Genomic DNA, 17,100 nt, shown 5'->3' with positions numbered 1-17,100 from the left:
ACGCGGGGGCGGTGGGGCGGGTGGCGAGGTCCGATGCGGTCACGTGATCAGAGTCCTCCCGCGCACTGTGCGTGTCCAACGGAGGATCTCGGTCCCATTGATCGGTCTGCACGCATAATGTCCGGATGGACGATCGACAGCTGGCCGCCTTCGTCGCGGTCGCCGAGGAGCTCCACTTCACCCGGGCCGCCGCACGGCTGTTCGTGGTGCAGTCGACGCTCTCGGCCAGCATCCGCGCGCTCGAGCAGGAGCTCGGCTCGGCGCTGTTCGAGCGCTCGACGCGCCGGGTCGCGCTCACCGCCGTCGGCGAGGCGCTGCTCCCCGAGGCGCGGAGGGCGATCGACGGCCTCGACCGGATGCGCTCGCTCGCGGCCGAGGACGCGGCGGGTCTGCGCGGCCGCGTCCGCGTGGGGACCTTCTCGGGCATGGACCTCGTCGACCTGCCCGGGGCGCTCGGGGCGTACCGGCGACGGCATCCGCTCGTCGATCTGCTGCTGAGGACCTCGGCCACCGGCTCCACCGGTCTCGCCGAGGACCTGCGCCGCGCTCGACTCGACGCTGCCCTGCTCGCTCTGCCGACCGGAGAGCTCGCGGATCTCGCGGCGACTCCGCTCGTGCGCAGCGGCTACGTGCTGCTGGTCGCCGACGGGCACCCGCTCGCCGGAGCGACGGCGCCCGCGCCGGCGGACCTGTCGGGCGAGACCTTCGTGGACACTCCGGGCGGCTTCGGCAACCGGGTGAGCGTGGACCGGGCCTTCCTGGCCGAGGGAGTGCCCCGGCGGGTCGCGACCGAGGTGGCCGACCTGCCCGGGATCCCCCGCTTCGTGCAGGCGGGTCTGGGAATCGCGGTCGTGCCGCGCGCCGGAGTCGCTCCGCTCGCGGGTGTCACCGCGATCGACCTCGACTGGCCGGGGCTCGAGTGGGAGCTCTCGGTCTGCACGTCGGCGCAGCCGTCGGCAGCGGTCCAGGCGCTGACGGCGCTCCTCCGGGAGCGCCGGGACGCCTAGCCCTCGAGCAGCGGGCCGCGGACGATCGAGTCGCCCGAGTGCGCCGGATCGCCGTCGAGAGGCTCCTCGGAGACGTCCACGAGCGGGTACTGCGCGAGGTCGAGATCGGCCGGGACGGCGAAGCGCCCCTCGGTGCCGTCGAGCGCGCCCAGAGGCACGAGCGCCGACGCGTCCGCCGCGAGGAGCCAGACCTCGCGGTAGCCGCCGTCGGCGCCGCCGGCGTCGAGATGCACGACGAGCTCGCGACCGCCGTCGACGTCCTCGAGCTCGGCCGTGCCCGTCGCCCCCTGCCAGTCGGGGAAGGCCTCGAGCTCGGCGCTCGCCAGCACCACGGCGTCGGCGCCGCTCCGCGACGCCTGCCACCACGCACCGCCCGCGACGCCGACCACGAGGGCCGAGAAGGCGGCGACGGCCGTGAGGACGAGACGGCTCGTGCGACGCCGGCGCCGGCGCTCGGGCCGGTGCCGCGCGGTCGAGCCGGTGGCGGGCGAGTCGGAGGCGGAGGACCGGGCCGCGGAGGAGCCGGACGCGTCCGAGCCCCCGGTCGCGGATTCCGCCAGGGCGACGGGGAGCGGCACGGACGCCTCGAGACCGAGCTCGTCGCGGATGCGGGTCCAGACCGCGCCGGACGGCGATTCGAGCTCGAGCGCGCGGGTGTCGCGGCCCAGCTCGGCGACGTGCCCGAGCTCCACGAGCTGCCGGGCGCACCCCGGGCATTCGGCGAGGTGCGCGTCGGCGCCGTCGGTCGACTCCTCGCCCTGGGCGAGCAGGGCGATCTCGTCGGGATCCAGGTGGGTCACGGGGTGCTCACCTCCAATCGGGTGCGGAGTCTGTCGAGGCTGCGGCGGATGTGGCTCTTGACGGTGCCGAGCGGGAGCCCGGTGCGCTCCGCGATCTCGGTATGGGTCAGGTCGTCGTAGAAGGCGAGGCTCATCACCCGGCGCGGAACGGGGTCCAGCCGCGCGAGCTCGTCCGCGACCAGGACCTTGGCCTCCAGATCGACCGGGGTCGCTCCCTCCTCGATCGGGGCGACCGCGACGAGGGCCTGGGTGAGACGGCGCTCTCTCGAGCGGTTCTCGTGGGCGTCGGCGATGCGGTTGCGCGAGATGCCGACCAGCCAGGCGCCGAGGGCCGCTCGGCCGGGATCGAAGTTCTGCCGACCGGTCCAGGCCGAGACGAAGACGCGCTGCACGACGTCCTCGGCGTCGCCGCGGTCGCCCAGCGAGCGCAGGGCCAGGGTGAACAGCAGGGGCGACCAGCGCGCATACGCCTCGGACAGGGCCGACTCGTCGCCCGCCGAGAAGCGGAGGCCGAGGCGGTGCACGACGGCGCGCTCGTCCTCGGCCCCGTCGAGGGGCTCGCTGGGAAGGGCGTCGGACAGTTCGATACTCCTGAGATGGGGACGGCGCGGTGCCCGAGCGGCGGGCTGCGCTGCGGCGGTCGCTGCGCTCATCGTACGCGGGGCGGTCGCGGGCGCCGAGTCACGGTGACGGCACCGCCGTGACGACGACGTTGCTGAGATAGTGGCGCGTGTCGTAGTCGAAGTCGCCGCCGCAGGTGATGAGCACCAGGCGCGGCGCGCCGTCTCGCGTGAAGACGGCGGAGAGGTCGACCGAGCTCTTCTCGGTGGTCTCGACCGTCGAGACGGTGAAGGAGCGCTCGGCACCGTCCTCGCCCGTGAGGCGGACGGTCTGGCCGGGTTGCGCCTTCTTGAGCTCGGCGAACGGGCCGAGCCCGTAGGTGAGCGAGTCGACGTGCGCGGCGACGACGATCGTGCCGTCGGCCTCGTCGAGACCGGCGCCGAAGCGGTACCAGCCGGCGACGTCGGTGTCGGGGACGAGCTCCATGGTGCCGTCGTCGGCGACTCCGACGGGCTCGAGGGGCATGTCGACCGGCAGCCCGTCGACGACGAGCCGGGTCGGCGCGACGACCGTGGGAGCGGGGGTGGCGCCCAGGCTCGCGTCCGCGAGGGGCACGGCGGGCACCGCGGGAGGCGGCGGGGAGGGGATCGCGGTCGGCGCGGACGAGGGCTGTTCCGACGAGACGCTCGCGTCAGGGGCGGGCACGACCCCGGCCGCCTGTGCCGAGCATCCGGCGAGGCCCGCGCCGACCGCGATCGACCCGATCGCGACGAGGACGCGCAGAGGGAAGGGGCTCCGGCTCATGACGTCCTCCAGTGTCGAGATCGGGCGGACCGGTCCGGACGCGCTCCAGCGCGTCCGGACCGGTGGTTGGTACCGCGGGTCAGCGTCCCGCGGCGGCCTTGCGACGGCCGAACAGGGTCGCTCCGGCGAGACCGAGAGCGGCGAGGGCGGCAGCGCCCCACCATCCCGCGGCGGCGTCGGTGCGGTTGTCGGCGGCGAGTCCGGCCTCACCGGCGGGGACGCCGGACGGGGTCGAGTGCAGGCCGTCGATGGTCTGCGTCGCGAGAGCGAGGTTGCCCTTGTCGAGGCTGCCCCAGGCGTACACGATCGTGTTCACACCCTCCTGGACCTGGACGTCGGCCGGGCCGATGACCGGGGCGGTCGTGCCGGTCGCCGCGACGACGGTCGAGATCGTCGCCGGGGCGAGGTTCAGGATGCCCTCGTTCGGGTTCGTGACGTTGGTCAGGACGGGCGAGCCGCCGGCCAGGATGTCGACGGCCGGAGCGGCGGCGATGTGGCGGACGGTGAGCCGGCCCTCGCCCGCGGCGGTCGCCGAGATGTCGTTCGGGAAGAGCGTCGCGGTGGGGGTGTTGTCGGTCTTCAGGTGCGCGGCGACGGTGTAGCTCTTGCCCGCCTCGAGGGCGAGGTCGACCGGGCCGATGACAGGGGCGCTCGCGTCGGCGGCGTCGGCGGCCGTGATCGCCACGGTGTAGGTGCCGGTCGGCAGGTCCAGCGGCCCGGCGAGAGTGCCGGGGGTGAAGTCGTCGAGCGTCAGTGCTCCGTTGACGTACACGTCGACCGGGGTGTCGGGGACCGCGTGGAGGACGTACAGGTCGGCCGAGTCGGCGTCCGCGGCGTTCGCCGGTGCGGCGGCGAGCCCGACGACGGCCAGAGTGCCGACGCAGGCGCTGGTCAGGAGACGACGGGAGAAGCGGGTGGTGTTCACGGTGTTCCTCTTTCACGATGGGACCCGGTGAGGGGTCGGTGGGTGCTCGAGAAGGGCCTTCACGGACTACTTCCGGACGAACGCCGTCGACGGATGCACCTGCTCCGGAATTTCTCCGACGGATTCCGATCCGTCCCGCTCCTGTTCCCGATCCGCCCTGGTCGGCGGCGCATTCCGGAGTTACGATCCCGACGAGAGGGAGTCCCGGATGGTGCGACGCAGCACGCCCGCGACCGCGACGGTCACGCGGAGGGGTGCCGTGCGGCTCGGACGCTCCCGGCTCCTCGGCGTCGCCGCTGCGGCCGTCGCCGCCTCGGCCGTGCTGGTCCTGGCACTGGGCTCCCTCACTCCTCTCGCCGCTCTGCCCTCCTCGGCGGGCGCGGCGCCCGCGGCGTGCGCGGACGCGCGGGAGCTGCTCGCCCCCTCCCCCGGTCTCGGCGATCCCGACCCGGGGCGACTGCTCGCCTGCTCCGACCGGGACCACCGGATCCTGACGATCCACAACCGCACGCCCGTCGTCTGGGTCCTCGGGGACGCCTCCGTCCGCGGTGTCGTCAGCCGGGCGGGAGGGGTGAGCGGGCTGCTGAGCTCCTACGCCGCCCGCTCGGGACGGGGCCTGCTCGTCGCGCCGGGAGCGTCCGTCTCGGTGTCGCCCGGGCCCGGCACGCTCCGGCCGCGCCCCGACCGCGAGGCGACGCGGCTCCACCTCGCCCTGACGGCGATCGTCGAGGCCCAGGACGCCGCCGAGGCGACTCTGCCGCCGAGGGCACCGCGCTCCCTCGTCCGCTCGGCCGCTCTCACCTGCGCCCTCGCTCTCAGCGGGACGGACGAGGGCTGGTCGCTCATCGAGCAGGAGTCGCTCGATCATGCGGCGTCGACCGCCGGCTGCGCGCACGCGTGGCGGGCGGCGTCCTCGCGTGCCGCCGCGGACGGCTGGCGACTGCCGCCGCTCGTCGAGCTGGCCGGATCCTCCGCGGGGCGGGAGGCGAGCGCTCAGCGCTCCCGAACCGCCGAGGACTGGTTCGAGGCGGCGGGCGGGTGGAGCTGGGGAGGGGTCGAGCGCCCGGTCCGGACCTGACGAGACTCCCCGGGAACGCGGAACGGGCCGCCCTCCGCGAGGAGGACGGCCCGTTCGGCAAGAAGTTCGCGGTGTCATCGAGACCCCGCGCTCGCTCCCGGAGGAACTAGCGGCGGAGGCCGAGACGCTCGATCAGCGCGCGGTAGCGGTTGATGTCCACGTCCGACAGGTAGCCGAGGAGTCGGCGACGCTGACCCACGAGCAGCAGCAGGCCACGACGCGAGTGGTGGTCGTGCTTGTGCTCCTTGAGGTGCTCGGTGAGGTCCTTGATCCGGCGGGTCAGGACGGCCACCTGGACCTCGGGGGATCCGGTGTCACCGGGGTGGGTCGCGTACTCTTCGATGATCGCCTTCTTGACATCTGCTTCGAGTGCCATAGGTGGATCCCCTCTCTCTCGTTGCGCGGTGCCCGGCGCCTGATGCGTGGGCTCTCTTGATCCGCGGCCGTCGAACGGCAACCGGACGAGCCTACCAGAGCGGAGCCCGTCGCGGGGCGGGGGCTCAGGCTCCGACGGCCCGGTTCCAGAGGACGACGAGCCACGGCGAGACGAGCAGCTCCCAGTAGACGAGGACGAGCAGGTTCAGCACTACCGCGATCCACCCGGCGATCGGCGGGCGCTTCTCGCGGCGGCGGGCGCGGATCGAGGACACTCCGAGCAGGATCCCCACGAGCAGGAGCGCGTGGATCAGCGCGGTGTAGAGGACGCCGACGACGAGATCGCTGACCGCTCGATCGCCGGGGTAGGCCCCCAGGGAGATCAGGGAGTACCAGACGAAGAACGAGATCGGCACGGTGACGAGGGCGATCGCCATGCCCGACAGGGCGGCTCCGTAGCGGCGCCACAGTGCGGCGACGCGACCGCCGGACACCGGGGAGGCGGCGCTGCGGGTCCGCGGACGGGACGCGGCGCGCGTCGGCGCCGCCGTGCGGGACGGTGCGGCGGTGCGGGCCGAGCGGCGCGGGGAGTCTGCTCCGGCCGCTCGCGACGCGGGGGCGGCCGGACGTCGGGGCGCGCCGTCGGATGACGTGCTCATGCCCACCACCCTAGAGGGTCCGCCGCGCGCGTCCTCTCCGGGCGCCGGCGCGCGCACGAGCACAATGGAGCAGGTGAGCCAGCTCCCCCGCGCGCCCCGGCGCAGCCACGTCCTCGACGTCTCGCCCCTGCGGGAGTCCCCCGCCTTCGCCCGACTGTGGGCCGGCAACGTGATCTCGGGCATCGGCGGGCAGATGACGATCGTCGCCGTCGGCCTCCACATCTACGAGCTCACGGGGTCGACCCTCGCCGTCGCGATGGTCGGCGTCGTGGCACTGGTGCCGACGGTCGTCGCGGGACTCTACGGCGGCATGCTCGCCGACGCGTTCGACCGCCGCCTCGTGCTGCTCCTGTCGGCCCTGGTCGCCTGGGGTTCGACGGCCGGGATCGCCGCGCTCGCCTGGCTGGGTGCCGAGACCCCGCTGACCCTGTACCTCCTGACCGCGCTGAACGCCGTGGCGACGACGGTGATCGTCGCGACGCGCATGACGCTCGCGCCGCGGCTGCTCCGCCCGGAGCTGGTGCCCGCGGCCGCCGCGCTGGGCGGGATCGCGAGCGGTGTGGAAGTGACCGTCGGCCCGGCGCTGGCGGGCGTCCTCGTGGCGGGGGTCGGCTTCCCGCTCACCTACACGATCGACGTGGTCCTGTTCCTCGCGGCGTTCCTGGGCATCGTGGGACTGCCGGCGCTCGTCCCCGAGGGCGAGCGGCAGCGGCCGGGACTCGAGTCCCTGCGGTTCGGGCTGCGGTTCCTGCGCGGGGCGCCGAACATCCGGATGTCGTTCCTGGTCGACATCGTGGCGATGACCTTCGGGCAGCCGCGCGTCGTCTTCCCCGCCGCGGCGGCGCTCCTGCTGGGCGGAGGCGCGGTCACCGTCGGGGTCCTCACCGCCGCCTTCGCCGTCGGAGCGCTCGTGAGCGGAGTCTTCTCGGGCCGGCTCACCGGCGTCCGGCGCCAGGGCCTCGCGATCGGCCGCTCGATCCAGGTCTACGGCGCGTTCGTCGCGGCGTTCGGAGCGGTGCTCCTGACGGCCGCACTCGTGCGGCACGACTCCTCGGCGCCGCACCTCGCCTTCATCGGCCTCGCCTCGCTCGCCCTGGCGGGGGCCGGAGCGGCCGACAACATCAGCTCGATCTTCCGGCAGACCATGCTGCAGACCGCGGTGCCCGACAACATGCGCGGGCGGCTGCAGGGCGTGTTCATCGTGGTCGTCACGGGCGGACCGCGGGTGGGCGACCTCTACACGGGCCTCCTCGCCTCGCTGGCGCTGCTGTGGCTGCCGCCGCTGGCCGGAGGGCTCGCGATCATCGCGATCCTGGGCGCCGTACTGCGGACGCGGGCGGCGTTCCGCGACTACGACGCGCTGAACCCGACGGCCTGACGCGTCCGCCGCGCCCCGGAGCAGGAGCGCGGCGGACGGGGGTCACTCCCCCGCGAAGTCGCTGGTGCCGCGGCCGTCGGTGAGGTTCTCGTCCGAGACGGCCCCGCTGTCGTCGTCGCGTCCCTCGACCCGGGTCGGACGGTAGACGTGGAAGCCCTCGTCGTCGTCCTCGAGCTCCCAGACGACCTCGACCTCCTCGCCGTCGATGTCGGCGACGCGGGTGAGGGAGCGCTGGGGGGCTCCGTCGACGAGCTCGAGGCGGATGCTCTCCTGCTCGGCTCCGCTGTCGAGGATGGCTGTGTACGTGGTGGTGTCCATGCCTGAACGGTAGGCACGCCCGCCCGGCGCTCGCCACCCCTTGCGGCTCCCGGGCAGCCGCGTAGCGTCGCCCCCATGACCGACACCGACATCACCCCCGCCGACTCCGACGACGTCGCCCAGATCGCCGAGCTCGTGAAGAGCGCGAAGATCGGGCTGCTCACCACCGTGAACGCGACCGGGCAGCTCGTCAGCCGACCGCTCGCCGCCCAGGACACCGACTTCGACGGCGTCCTCTGGTTCTTCACCCAGGACCCCTCGCCGAAGGTCGACGACATCCGCGCGAACCCGAGCGTGAATGTGGCCTTCGAATCGAAGAAGGGGTACCTCTCGGTGGCCGGGTCGGCGACCGTCGTGCACGATGCGGCGAAGGTCGAGGAGCTCTGGAGCCCGCAGGTCGCGGGCTGGTTCCCCGAGGGCAAGGACGACCCCACCGTCGCACTCCTGCGCGTCGAGGCCGAGACGGTCGAGCTGTGGGCCTCGGACGAGCCCGGGCCCGTGGTGCTGCTGAAGGTGCTCGCCGCCGCGGTGAAGGGCGGCCAGCCGGACGTGGGCGAGAACCGCACCGTCTCGTTCGAGTAGGCCCGCTGCGGGCGCTCCTCCGCGAGACGCCTCTCCGGCACGCTCCGCACGGCGGATCGCGTACCCGGAGCGGCGTCCCGCGGGGTCGCGCCGAGGGTCAGGGGCCGCCGAAGCGCTCCGTGCGGACCCGCTCGGGGGCGTGGCCCTGGGCGACGAGCGCGGTGGCGACCGACTCGACGAAGGCGGTCGGTCCGCAGACGTACACGGTCGGCCGGGCCGACGCCGGCAGCGCCGCCTCGGCGAGGAGCTCCGGAGTGAGCCGGCCGGCCGGCCGCACCGCACCGGGTGGGGCGACCCGCGTGTAGACCGTGTCGATCGCGACTCCGCCCCGCTCGGCGGGGAGCTCGGCCAGCGCCTGCAGATCGCGCTGGTAGTAGGCGGAGACGGGCGAGCGGACGGAGTAGAGCAGGCGCATCGGCGCGGAGCTGCCCGTGCGGCCGTGCTCCCGCGCCATCGCCATCAGCGGCACGAGTCCGCTGCCGCCGGCGATCAGCTGCACCGGCTCGGTCTGCTCGGGCCGCCAGACGAACCAGCCGCCGATCGGACCGCGCACCTCGAGGCTGTCGCCCGCCTCGAGGCCCTCGACCAGGTAGGGCGAGACCTCGCCGTCCTCGAGCCGCTCGACGGCCAGCTCGACGTGCTCGCCGTCGGCGGGGGCTCCGATCGAGTAGGACCTGCTCGCCTGGTAGCCGTCGGGCGCGGTGAGGCGCACGTCGAGGTGCTGCCCGGCGAGGTGTCCCGGCCAGCCCGGGACGCGCAGGGTGATCAGGCGAGCGGTCGGAGTGAGGGGCGCGACGGCCTCGGTCACCGACTCCTGCCAGATCACCGGTAGCGCTCCTCTTTCCACGGGTCGCCGTGCATGTGGTAGCCGTTCTGCTCCCAGAAGCCGGGCTCGTCGCCGGGCATCAGGCGCAGGCTCCTGACCCACTTCGCGCTCTTCCAGAAGTAGAGGTGCGGGACGAGCAGGCGCGCGGGGCCGCCGTGCTCGGCGGCCAGCGGCGCACCCTCGAAGCTCGTCGCCACCCAGGCCTTCCCGCCGCGGATCTCGGCGAGGGGGAGGTTGGTGGTGTAGCCGCCGAAGCTCTGCGCCATGACGTAGCCGGCGTCGCTCTCGATGCCGTCGAGGAGGGTGTCGACCGAGACGCCCCGCCAGGTGGTGCCGAGCTTGGACCAGCGCGTCACGCAGTGGATGTCGGTGTGGACGTCCTCCTGCGGCAGGGCCTGGAACTCGTCCCACGACCAGCTGCGCACGCCCGCGGGCCCGGCGTCGACCGAGAAGCTCCACTCGTGGATGTTCGGGGTCGGCCCGATCGAGAGGACGGGGAAGCCGGTCTCGAGGTACTGCCCCGGCGGGATGTCCGGATTCTCGGTGCGCTTGCCGAAGAAGCCCCGCGTGATGATGCCCATGTCCGCCCTCGTCGTCCTCGGGGCCGGGCCCCGGATCGGTGGAAACCGCTCGTCGATCGCCAGGCTATCGCGGGGGCGGCGCGGATCGCCGCTACCGCATCGCGGACGCGCGGGCGAGCCCGGGCCGGTGTCGGCGGTGGGTGCGAGGATCGGCGCATGAGACGAACCGTCGTGCCGCCGTACCTCCTCGTCCGCATCGCCCACCTCGACGATCCCGCCTTCGCGCGGGCGGCGCGGGCCGCGAGCCGCTCCCTCGAGCAGGACCTGCCGTTCCGGCGGGTCCGGCCGGGTGAGCCGTCGCCCGATCGCGGCGCTCCCACCGCCACCGCCACTCCCTCGCCCCGGAACCGCGTCGCCGCCCTGCAGCGCACGATCTCGGACGCGCAGACCACCGAGACGCTGCCCGGCGTCACCGTGCGCACGGAGGGGCAGCCGGTCACCGGCGACGTCGCGGTCGACGAGGCCTACGACGGGCTCGGCGCGATGTCCGCGTTCCTGCAGGAGGCGTACGGCCGCGACTCCATCGACGACGCGTGGCTGCCGCTGGACGCGACCGTGCACTTCGGCGACGACTACGACAACGCCTTCTGGGACGGCTCCCGCATGGTCTTCGGCGACGGCGACGGGCAGGTGTTCCGCCGCTTCACGATCTCGCCGAGCGTCATCGGGCACGAACTGGCGCACGGGATGACCGAGTACACCGCGAACCTGGTCTACCGCGGGCAGTCGGGGGCCCTCAACGAGTCGATCTCGGACGTCTTCGGCGCGCTGCTCGAGCAGTTCGGCGCCGGGCAGGGCGCCGACGAGGCGAGCTGGCTGATCGGCGAGGGCCTCTTCACCGACGAGGTGCAGGGCACGGCGCTGCGCTCGATGATCGCCCCGGGCACCGCCTACGACGACGACGTGCTCGGGAAGGACCCGCAGCCGGGTTCGATGGACGACTACGTCGACACCGAGGACGACAACGGCGGCGTCCACATCAACTCCGGCATCCCCAACCGCGCCTTCGCGGTGACCGCGACCACGCTCGGCGGGAAGGCGTGGGAGCGGGCCGGGCAGGTCTGGTACGACGTCCTCACCGGAGGAGTGCTCACCGCCACCGCTGACTTCACGGCCTTCGCGGGCCTCACCGTCGCCGCGGCGGCGGAGCGCTACGGAGCGGGGTCCGACGTCGAGGAGGCGGTGCGCACGGGGTGGAGCACCGTCAAGGTCGAGCTGCCGCCCGCCTGAGCGGGCCCCGAAGGGGTCCCGCGCCGGGTCCGCTCCCGCCCGCGCCGCTCGGAGACCGGGCGAGTAGCATCGCGCGCATGGACGTCATCGTGTCGCGCAGCGGAGGATTCGCCGGACTCCGGCGCGTGTGGCGGGTCGACGTGGAGGAGCAGCCGGACGAGCGCGCCTGGCGCGAGTTGCTCGGCTCGCTCCCGTGGGACGAGGACGACGCTCCGCGCTCGTCACCGGCACGTGCCGCGTCGCTCGAGCGCGCTGCCGGACGGCCCGACCGCTTCGTGTACGAGATCCAGGTGCAGACGCACCACGTGCGCCTCGGCGAGACCGAGCTCGACGGTGCCTGGCGCGAGCTGGTCGACCGCGTGAGGAAGGCGCAGCCGCGCTGATCCGCTGGGTGTCGATCGGCAGCGGATCGATCCGCTGGGCGCGGACCGCCGGACGCGACGAAGGCGCAGCACCCGAGGGGGCTGCGCCTTCGTCGTGCGTGCGCCCGGAGGGCGCAGCGGGAGGGACTACTTCGTGCCGAGCAGGTCGATCACGAAGATCAGGGTCTTGCCGGACAGCGGGTGCCCGCCGCCCGCGGGGCCGTAGGCCAGGGCCGGCGGGCAGACGAGCTTGCGGCGTCCGCCGACCTTCATGCCGGGGATGCCCTGCTGCCAGGCGCGGATCAGGTTGTTCAGGGGGAAGTTGATCGACTGGTCGCGGCTCCAGGAGGAGTCGAACTCCTCGCCGGTGTCGTACTCGACGCCGAGGTAGTGCACCTCGACGGTCGAGCCGGGCTGCGCCTCGGCGCCGTCGCCGACGACGATGTCCTCGACGACGAGGGAGTCGGGGGCCGGGCCCTCGGGGGCGTCGACCTCGGGCTTGGTCAGGTTCTCGCTGCTCATGGTCGTCAATCCTAGGACGGGACGGCCGGGTGCGCGGTGCGCGGGTGGTCGGGTGGATCTCGACACGCCCGCTGCGCGGGCTGCTCGATCAGCAGGGCACGCCCACTCCGCGGGCTGCTCGATCACCAGGCGGATCGAGGGGTCACTCGACGAGGGTGAGGCGCTGCGTGGGGCGGGTCATCGCGACGTAGAGGGCGGCGGCTCCGCGCTCGCCTGCCTCGGCGATCAGGCGCGGGCGGGCGATGACGACGGAGTCGAACTCCAGGCCCTTCGCCTCGGTGGTGGACAGCACGGCGATCGCGCGGTCCAGACCGGTCGAGCCGCGGCCGACGGCGCGGCCGAACTCCTCCTCGAGGCGCGCCGTGATCGCCTCGAGGTCGGCGTCGGGCGCGATCACGGCGAGGGTCCCCTCCGTCGAGATCTCCCGGTCCTCGCGCAGCGCGCCCAGGACGCGGTCGGGCAGCGTCGCGTCGCCGCGGTCGCGGATCGTGCGGACGGGCCACTCCGTCGAGCGGACCGAGCGGCTCGGAGTGATCTCGAGGCCGTTCTGCCGCGCCGTCCGCTCGGCGAACGCGACGATCTGCGCGGGCGTGCGGTAGTTGACCGTGAGCTCCTCGATGCGCCAGACGGGGGCCTCGCCGGCGCGGCCCTGGCGTCCGAACCCGTCGCGCAGCGCGTCGTCCCAGCTCGAGGCGGCCGACGCTCCCGAGGCCTGGGCGACGTCGCCGACGATGGTGAAGGAGCGCATCGGGCAGCGGCGGATGAGCACGCGCCACTGCATGGGCGAGAGCTCCTGCGCCTCGTCGACGACGACGTGGCCGTAGGTCCACGAGCGGTCGGCGGCGGCGCGCTCGGCGGTCGTGCCCAGGGTGGTGCGCTCCGCGAATCCGGCGGCGAGGTCCTTGGCGTTGACGAGTCCGTCGACGCCCATGTTGCGGATCGCCTGCTCGGCGTTCTCGATGTCGCGGCGGCGCTGCTCCTTCTCGGCCTTCTTCTGCGCGTCGGCGTGGTCGTCGTACGCGCCGAGGAGCTCGGCGGCCTCGTCGAGCAGCGGCACGTCCGAGACCGTGAAGGGGGCGTCGCGGGGTCGGCGCAGGAGGGCGCGCTGCGCCGGGGTCCAGCGCGGGGTGAGCGTTGCGAACCAGTTCGGCCGGGCGTAGAGGTCCTGGATCAGCTTCTCGGGGGTGAGCGGGATCCACGCCGTGTTGAGCGCGATGCGCACGTCGTTCGCGGTGCGGACGTCCTCGCGGAGAACGGCCTCGTCGGCCTCGTCGACCGTGTTGCCGTGGCTGCGCAGCTGATCGGCGAGCTGCTTCGTGATGTCGCGGATCATCGTCTTCACGAAGCCCACGCGCGCCTCGTTGTGCGGCTTGCGCGACTCCCGCGCCCGCGTGATCGCGCGCTCGACGTCGTGCGGCTCGAGGCGCAGCTTCTCGCCGTTGACGTCGAGGATCTGCGTCTCGGCGGGGACGACCTGGCGCGAGCGGACCGCGCGGCGCAGCAGCTCCGCCATGCGCGCGGAGCCCTTGACCCGGGCGACGGCCGGGTCGTCCTCGTCGACGAGGTCGAGCCCCGGGTAGAGCTGCCCGAGGGTCGAGAGCACGACTCCCGTCTCGCCCAGGGAGGGCAGCACCGCCTCGATGTAGCGCAGGAACGAGCGCGAGGGACCGACGACGAGCACCCCGGAGGAGGCGATGCGGTCGCGGTAGGAGTAGAGGAGGTAGGCGGCGCGGTGCAGCGCCACGGCGGTCTTGCCGGTGCCGGGTCCGCCCTGCACGACGAGCACGCCCCGCAGGTCGGAGCGGATGATGCGGTCCTGCTCGCCCTGGATCGTCGCGACGATGTCGTGCATCCGGCCCGTGCGCTCGGCGCCGAGCGCGGCCATGAGCGCGCCCTCGCCCTGTAGCGCCGTGCCCTCGCGCAGCAGCTCCTCGTCGAAGACTTCGTCCTCGAAGCGGACGACCTCGCGGCCGCGGGTGGTCAGGTGACGGCGGGCACGGGTGCCCATGGGGCGCGCCGCGGTCGCCTGGTAGAAGGCGGCGGACTGCGGGGCGCGCCAGTCGAGCAGGAGAGTGTCCTGCTCCTCGTCGCGCAGGCCGATGCGGCCGATGTAGCGGTGCTCGGTCTCCTGATCGGCGAGGGTGAGGCGGCCGAAGGCCAGGCGGTCGTCGGCTCCCGAGAGCGTCCGGATGCGGTCCTCGTAGAGGCGGGCGTACGCATCGCGCTCGGACCGGCTCTGGTGGTTGCCGCCGACGCTCTGGATGCGCACCGTGTCCAGCGCCCGGCGCGCCTGCGCGATCAGCTCGTCCAGCCGGGCGTAGAGCCCCGCCACGTACTCCCGCTCGCGCGTGAGCTCGGTCTCGAGGATCGTGTTCCCGTCCGTCATCGTGCGCCCTTCCCGTGCAGGCCCGTCGCAGCCGGGAGGCGGATCGCGCTCCGGGGGCCGCAGGAAAACAGGCGGTCCAGTCTAACGACCGCGCGAGCCGGGATCCGCGCGGACGGCCGCCCCGATCCTCCTCCGCCGGGGTCTTGACCGGGCGCGCGTCGAGGAGGATGCTCGACGCCAAGAAGAGCTCGACCCCCGGTCCGAGCAGGCGGCCCTGCCCCTGCCGTCGGGGGTCGATCTCTGTACCGGCGCCTCTCGTCGGGCCCGCCTCCAGGAAGGCCCGAGCGGCCTGCTGGGATGATGGCGGCAGGGGGCCGGCCGTGCTCCCGCCCGACGGCCGTCGACCGGCCCCGTCCTCCGGGAGCCCGCCCATGACCCCGACCCCCGCGCCCGCACCCGTGCGGCGCCTGCGATCGGTGCGGGTCCGGATCCTGGCCGCGATCCTCGTCGTGACCGCGCTGGGGCTCCTGGTCTCGGGCGGCGCATCCTTCCTCCTGCAGCGCGACCGGATCCTGGCGTCGATCGACGAGGAGCTGCGCCAGCAGGTCGAGAGCGTGCGCACCATCGTCGAATCGCCCGAGGAGGCGGTGGTCGTCGAGCCGGACGACGCTCCGCTCACCGCGGCACCGACCGACGGCTCCGGCTTCACCGACATGGACTCCCTGCTGCGGACCGTCCTGGGGCAGGTGCTGCCCCGGCTCGACGGGAGCACGGTGGGACTCGTCGACGGTGTCGCGCGCTGGGAGCCGCAGCCGTACGCCCTCAGCTTCCTGCTCGACGACGACTCCGCGTTCCTGGCCCGGGTGTCGGAGGAGACCGCGGCCGGCGCGACCGTGCTGGGCTGGGGCGAGACCGACGACGGGACTCTGCGGTACGCGGCCGTGCCGCTGCGGGTGGAGGGCGCCGGCACCGAGGGCGTCTTCGTCACCGCGATCGACACCGACGCGCGGCTGTCGGATCTGAGCGACGTCTCGCTCAGCTACGCGGTGATCGCCCTGGTCGCCCTCGCCGCGACGGGACTGGTCGGCTGGTTCGTCGCCGGCCGGCTCCTCTCGCCCATCCGCGAGCTGCGGCGGACCGCCTCGCGCATCACCGCGACCGATCTGGGCGAGCGGATCCCGGTCGGCGGGGACGACGACGTCTCGGACCTCACGCGGACGGTGAACGACATGATCGGCCGGCTCGAGGGCTCGTTCGAGGCGCAGCGCCGGCTCCTGGCCGACGTGCGGCACGAGCTGGGCACGCCGATCACGATCGTCCGCGGGCACCTGGAGCTCGTCGACGCCCGCGATCCCGAGGACGTCGAGTCGACGCGGGCGATCGCGCTCGACGAGCTGGACCGGATGGGGCACCTGCTGGAGGACATCGCGGAGCTGTCCGAGGCGGAGCGCGAGGACCGCGTCGCGCCGCAGCCCACCGCGGTCGGCGAGCTGACCCGCCAGGTGCTCGCGAAGGTCTCGGTGATCCCGGGGCCGCGGTGGCGCTCCGGGCCCGTCGCCGAGGTCAGCGTGGACGCCGACGCGGCCCGCCTGACCCAGGCCTGGCTGCAGCTCGCGGACAACGCGGCGAAGTACAGCCCGGAGGGGTCGACGATCGTCCTCGGCAGCGAGCGGCGCGGAGACCGGGTCGAGCTGTTCGTGACCGACGAGGGCCCCGGCATCCCGCCGGCCGCGCGCGACCGCATCTTCGAGCGCTTCGGCCGGGTCGACGACGGGCGCGGGATCCGCGGCTCCGGTCTCGGCCTCGCGATCGTGTCGGCCATCGCCCGCGCGCACGGCGGCCGGGTCGTGCTCGACTCGGTGCCCGGCCGCGGCACCCGCTTCGCCCTCTCGCTGCCGCTCGAGCGGCACCCGCACGACGACACCGCCGACAGGACAGGGAGCACCGAGTGAGCACGATCCTCATCGCCGAGGACGAGGAGCGGATCGCCGCCTTCGTCGAGAAGGGCCTGCGGGCGGCGGGGTACACCACGACGCGCGCCGCACGCGGGGACGACGCGCTGTCGTACCTGCGCGGCACCCCGTTCGACCTGGTGCTGCTGGACGTCGGCCTGCCCGGCCTGGACGGGTTCGCGGTCCTGCGGGCGCTGCGGGCGGAGGGGCCGACGCTCCCCGTGATCATGCTGACGGCCCGCAGCTCGGTCACCGACACCGTCGAGGGGCTCGATCTCGGAGCGAACGACTACCTCGCGAAGCCGTTCCGCTTCGACGAGCTGCTCGCGCGGATCCGGCTGCGGCTGCGCGAGGCCGCCGCGACCGGTGCGGGCGGGGACGACGGGACGCTCGTGCACGGCGGGGTGACGCTGGATCTGCGGTCGCGCCGGGCGACGGTGGAGGGCGGGACGGTCGACCTGTCCGCCCGCGAGTTCGCCCTGGCCGAGGAGTTCCTCCGCCACCCCGAGCAGGTGCTCAGCCGCGAGCAGCTGCTGAGCCGCGTGTGGGGCTACGACTTCGACCCGGGCTCGAACGTGGTCGACGTCTACGTGCGCTACCTGCGGGGCAAGATCGGCGCCGACCGGATCGAGACGGTGCGCGGCATGGGGTACCGGATGGTGGGCTGACGCCCTCCCGGTCAGTCGTCCGTGTCGTCGTCGACGTCGTCGTCCGGGTCGTCGGTGTCCTCGTCGTCGCCGTCGTCGCCGTCCACGGGGGCGGGGGCCGGGACCGGGACGACCGGAACGGGGGCCGTGCCTCCGCCCTGCTGGGC

At 73.9% G+C, this 17,100-nt stretch carries 19 protein-coding genes; 8 read left to right on the top strand and 11 right to left on the bottom strand.

The window, feature by feature from the left end:
* Positions 1 to 125 precede the first annotated feature (125 nt).
* Positions 126 to 1,007: a LysR family transcriptional regulator gene (locus NB037_RS14820; protein ID WP_279308959.1), complete on the top strand. Its 882-nt coding sequence runs from the start codon at positions 126 to 128 to the stop codon at positions 1,005 to 1,007.
* Here NB037_RS14820 and NB037_RS14815 read toward each other — a convergent pair.
* From NB037_RS14815 to NB037_RS14800, 4 genes are all read right to left on the bottom strand, one after another.
* Positions 1,004 to 1,807, bottom strand: coding sequence for an anti-sigma factor (locus NB037_RS14815; RefSeq protein WP_251946956.1), 804 nt, complete (start codon positions 1,805 to 1,807; stop codon positions 1,004 to 1,006). The two genes, NB037_RS14820 and NB037_RS14815, sit on opposite strands and share 4 nt — an antisense overlap.
* Positions 1,804 to 2,460 carry an RNA polymerase sigma factor gene (locus NB037_RS14810; protein ID WP_251946954.1) on the bottom strand — a complete coding sequence of 219 codons (657 nt, stop codon included), beginning with the start codon at positions 2,458 to 2,460 and terminating at the stop codon, positions 1,804 to 1,806. The genes NB037_RS14815 and NB037_RS14810 overlap by 4 nt, the downstream gene beginning before the upstream one ends.
* A 28-nt stretch (positions 2,461 to 2,488) precedes the next feature.
* Complete coding sequence (locus tag NB037_RS14805; protein ID WP_251946952.1) at positions 2,489 to 3,172, bottom strand: class F sortase; 684 nt, start codon at positions 3,170 to 3,172, stop codon at positions 2,489 to 2,491.
* Positions 3,173 to 3,251: 79 nt separating this feature from the next.
* Positions 3,252 to 4,097, bottom strand: a complete 846-nt coding sequence (locus NB037_RS14800; RefSeq protein WP_251946951.1) for a DUF4397 domain-containing protein — start codon at positions 4,095 to 4,097, stop codon at positions 3,252 to 3,254.
* Positions 4,098 to 4,305: 208 nt separating this feature from the next.
* Between NB037_RS14800 and NB037_RS14795 the strand changes: the two genes are divergently transcribed.
* Positions 4,306 to 5,175, top strand: a complete 870-nt coding sequence (locus NB037_RS14795; protein ID WP_251946949.1) for a hypothetical protein — start codon at positions 4,306 to 4,308, stop codon at positions 5,173 to 5,175.
* A gap of 106 nt (positions 5,176 to 5,281) precedes the next feature.
* Here the strand turns inward: NB037_RS14795 and rpsO are convergent, their stop codons facing one another.
* Together rpsO and NB037_RS14785 are read right to left on the bottom strand one after the other, a co-directional pair.
* Entirely contained in the window at positions 5,282 to 5,551 is a 270-nt protein-coding gene (rpsO, locus tag NB037_RS14790) for a 30S ribosomal protein S15 (protein WP_055793401.1), read from the bottom strand.
* Positions 5,552 to 5,675: 124 nt separating this feature from the next.
* Positions 5,676 to 6,209, bottom strand: a complete 534-nt coding sequence (locus tag NB037_RS14785) for a hypothetical protein (protein WP_251946947.1) — start codon at positions 6,207 to 6,209, stop codon at positions 5,676 to 5,678.
* 64 nt (positions 6,210 to 6,273) lie between these two features.
* Here NB037_RS14785 and NB037_RS14780 point away from each other — a divergent pair, with 64 nt between their 5' ends.
* Entirely contained in the window at positions 6,274 to 7,587 is a 1,314-nt protein-coding gene (locus NB037_RS14780) for an MFS transporter (RefSeq protein WP_372490764.1), read from the top strand.
* Between the two features lie 42 nt (positions 7,588 to 7,629).
* Here the strand turns inward: NB037_RS14780 and NB037_RS14775 are convergent, their stop codons facing one another.
* Positions 7,630 to 7,905, bottom strand: a complete 276-nt coding sequence (locus NB037_RS14775; RefSeq protein ID WP_207407684.1) for a hypothetical protein — start codon at positions 7,903 to 7,905, stop codon at positions 7,630 to 7,632.
* Positions 7,906 to 7,980: 75 nt separating this feature from the next.
* On the opposite strand from NB037_RS14775, the gene NB037_RS14770 reads away from it, so the two are divergent.
* The gene (locus NB037_RS14770; RefSeq protein ID WP_251946944.1) at positions 7,981 to 8,487 is read left to right on the top strand and encodes a pyridoxamine 5'-phosphate oxidase family protein; all 507 of its coding nucleotides are present in this window, start codon (positions 7,981 to 7,983) and stop codon (positions 8,485 to 8,487) included.
* Between the two features lie 97 nt (positions 8,488 to 8,584).
* Here NB037_RS14770 and NB037_RS14765 read toward each other — a convergent pair whose 3' ends face one another.
* Both NB037_RS14765 and NB037_RS14760 read right to left on the bottom strand, forming a co-directional pair.
* Complete coding sequence (locus NB037_RS14765; RefSeq protein ID WP_251946942.1) at positions 8,585 to 9,313, bottom strand: ferredoxin reductase; 729 nt, start codon at positions 9,311 to 9,313, stop codon at positions 8,585 to 8,587.
* Positions 9,310 to 9,894, bottom strand: a complete 585-nt coding sequence (locus NB037_RS14760; protein WP_251946940.1) for a sulfite oxidase-like oxidoreductase — start codon at positions 9,892 to 9,894, stop codon at positions 9,310 to 9,312. Before NB037_RS14760 ends, NB037_RS14765 begins: the two co-directional genes overlap by 4 nt.
* A 156-nt stretch (positions 9,895 to 10,050) precedes the next feature.
* Between NB037_RS14760 and NB037_RS14755 the strand changes: the two genes are divergently transcribed.
* Positions 10,051 to 11,124: a M4 family metallopeptidase gene (locus tag NB037_RS14755; protein WP_251946938.1), complete on the top strand. Its 1,074-nt coding sequence runs from the start codon at positions 10,051 to 10,053 to the stop codon at positions 11,122 to 11,124.
* 77 nt (positions 11,125 to 11,201) lie between these two features.
* Complete coding sequence (locus tag NB037_RS14750; RefSeq protein WP_251946936.1) at positions 11,202 to 11,507, top strand: protealysin inhibitor emfourin; 306 nt, start codon at positions 11,202 to 11,204, stop codon at positions 11,505 to 11,507.
* Positions 11,508 to 11,633: 126 nt separating this feature from the next.
* Here NB037_RS14750 and NB037_RS14745 read toward each other — a convergent pair whose 3' ends face one another.
* Both NB037_RS14745 and NB037_RS14740 read right to left on the bottom strand, forming a co-directional pair.
* On the bottom strand, positions 11,634 to 12,008 hold the full coding sequence (locus NB037_RS14745) for an FKBP-type peptidyl-prolyl cis-trans isomerase (protein WP_278250109.1): 375 nt from the start codon (positions 12,006 to 12,008) through the stop codon (positions 11,634 to 11,636).
* Positions 12,009 to 12,150: 142 nt separating this feature from the next.
* Entirely contained in the window at positions 12,151 to 14,394 is a 2,244-nt protein-coding gene (locus NB037_RS14740) for a HelD family protein (RefSeq protein WP_251946934.1), read from the bottom strand.
* 371 nt (positions 14,395 to 14,765) lie between these two features.
* On the opposite strand from NB037_RS14740, the gene NB037_RS14735 reads away from it, so the two are divergent.
* Both NB037_RS14735 and NB037_RS14730 read left to right on the top strand, forming a co-directional pair.
* Positions 14,766 to 16,286 carry a sensor histidine kinase gene (locus NB037_RS14735; RefSeq protein ID WP_251946932.1) on the top strand — a complete coding sequence of 507 codons (1,521 nt, stop codon included), beginning with the start codon at positions 14,766 to 14,768 and terminating at the stop codon, positions 16,284 to 16,286.
* Positions 16,283 to 16,954, top strand: a complete 672-nt coding sequence (locus NB037_RS14730; protein ID WP_251946930.1) for a response regulator transcription factor — start codon at positions 16,283 to 16,285, stop codon at positions 16,952 to 16,954. Before NB037_RS14735 ends, NB037_RS14730 begins: the two co-directional genes overlap by 4 nt.
* Positions 16,955 to 17,100 lie beyond the last annotated feature (146 nt).

The sequence above is a fragment of the Rathayibacter rubneri genome, assembly GCF_023743255.1.
GTDB classification, from domain to species: domain Bacteria; phylum Actinomycetota; class Actinomycetes; order Actinomycetales; family Microbacteriaceae; genus Rathayibacter; species Rathayibacter rubneri.
This window is presented reverse-complemented; position numbering and strand designations above follow the sequence as displayed.

Coding starts and splice junctions, on each gene's coding strand:
- NB037_RS14820 (WP_279308959.1), top strand. CDS start 126: ATGGACGATCGACAGCTGGCCGCCTTCGTCGCGGTCGCCGAGGAGCTC.
- NB037_RS14810 (WP_251946954.1), bottom strand. CDS start 2,460: ATGAGCGCAGCGACCGCCGCAGCGCAGCCCGCCGCTCGGGCACCGCGC.
- NB037_RS14805 (WP_251946952.1), bottom strand. CDS start 3,172: ATGAGCCGGAGCCCCTTCCCTCTGCGCGTCCTCGTCGCGATCGGGTCG.
- NB037_RS14795 (WP_251946949.1), top strand. CDS start 4,306: ATGGTGCGACGCAGCACGCCCGCGACCGCGACGGTCACGCGGAGGGGT.
- rpsO (WP_055793401.1), bottom strand. CDS start 5,551: ATGGCACTCGAAGCAGATGTCAAGAAGGCGATCATCGAAGAGTACGCG.
- NB037_RS14785 (WP_251946947.1), bottom strand. CDS start 6,209: ATGAGCACGTCATCCGACGGCGCGCCCCGACGTCCGGCCGCCCCCGCG.
- NB037_RS14780 (WP_372490764.1), top strand. CDS start 6,274: ATGGAGCAGGTGAGCCAGCTCCCCCGCGCGCCCCGGCGCAGCCACGTC.
- NB037_RS14775 (WP_207407684.1), bottom strand. CDS start 7,905: ATGGACACCACCACGTACACAGCCATCCTCGACAGCGGAGCCGAGCAG.
- NB037_RS14770 (WP_251946944.1), top strand. CDS start 7,981: ATGACCGACACCGACATCACCCCCGCCGACTCCGACGACGTCGCCCAG.
- NB037_RS14760 (WP_251946940.1), bottom strand. CDS start 9,894: ATGGGCATCATCACGCGGGGCTTCTTCGGCAAGCGCACCGAGAATCCG.
- NB037_RS14755 (WP_251946938.1), top strand. CDS start 10,051: ATGAGACGAACCGTCGTGCCGCCGTACCTCCTCGTCCGCATCGCCCAC.
- NB037_RS14750 (WP_251946936.1), top strand. CDS start 11,202: ATGGACGTCATCGTGTCGCGCAGCGGAGGATTCGCCGGACTCCGGCGC.
- NB037_RS14745 (WP_278250109.1), bottom strand. CDS start 12,008: ATGAGCAGCGAGAACCTGACCAAGCCCGAGGTCGACGCCCCCGAGGGC.
- NB037_RS14740 (WP_251946934.1), bottom strand. CDS start 14,394: ATGACGGACGGGAACACGATCCTCGAGACCGAGCTCACGCGCGAGCGG.
- NB037_RS14735 (WP_251946932.1), top strand. CDS start 14,766: ATGACCCCGACCCCCGCGCCCGCACCCGTGCGGCGCCTGCGATCGGTG.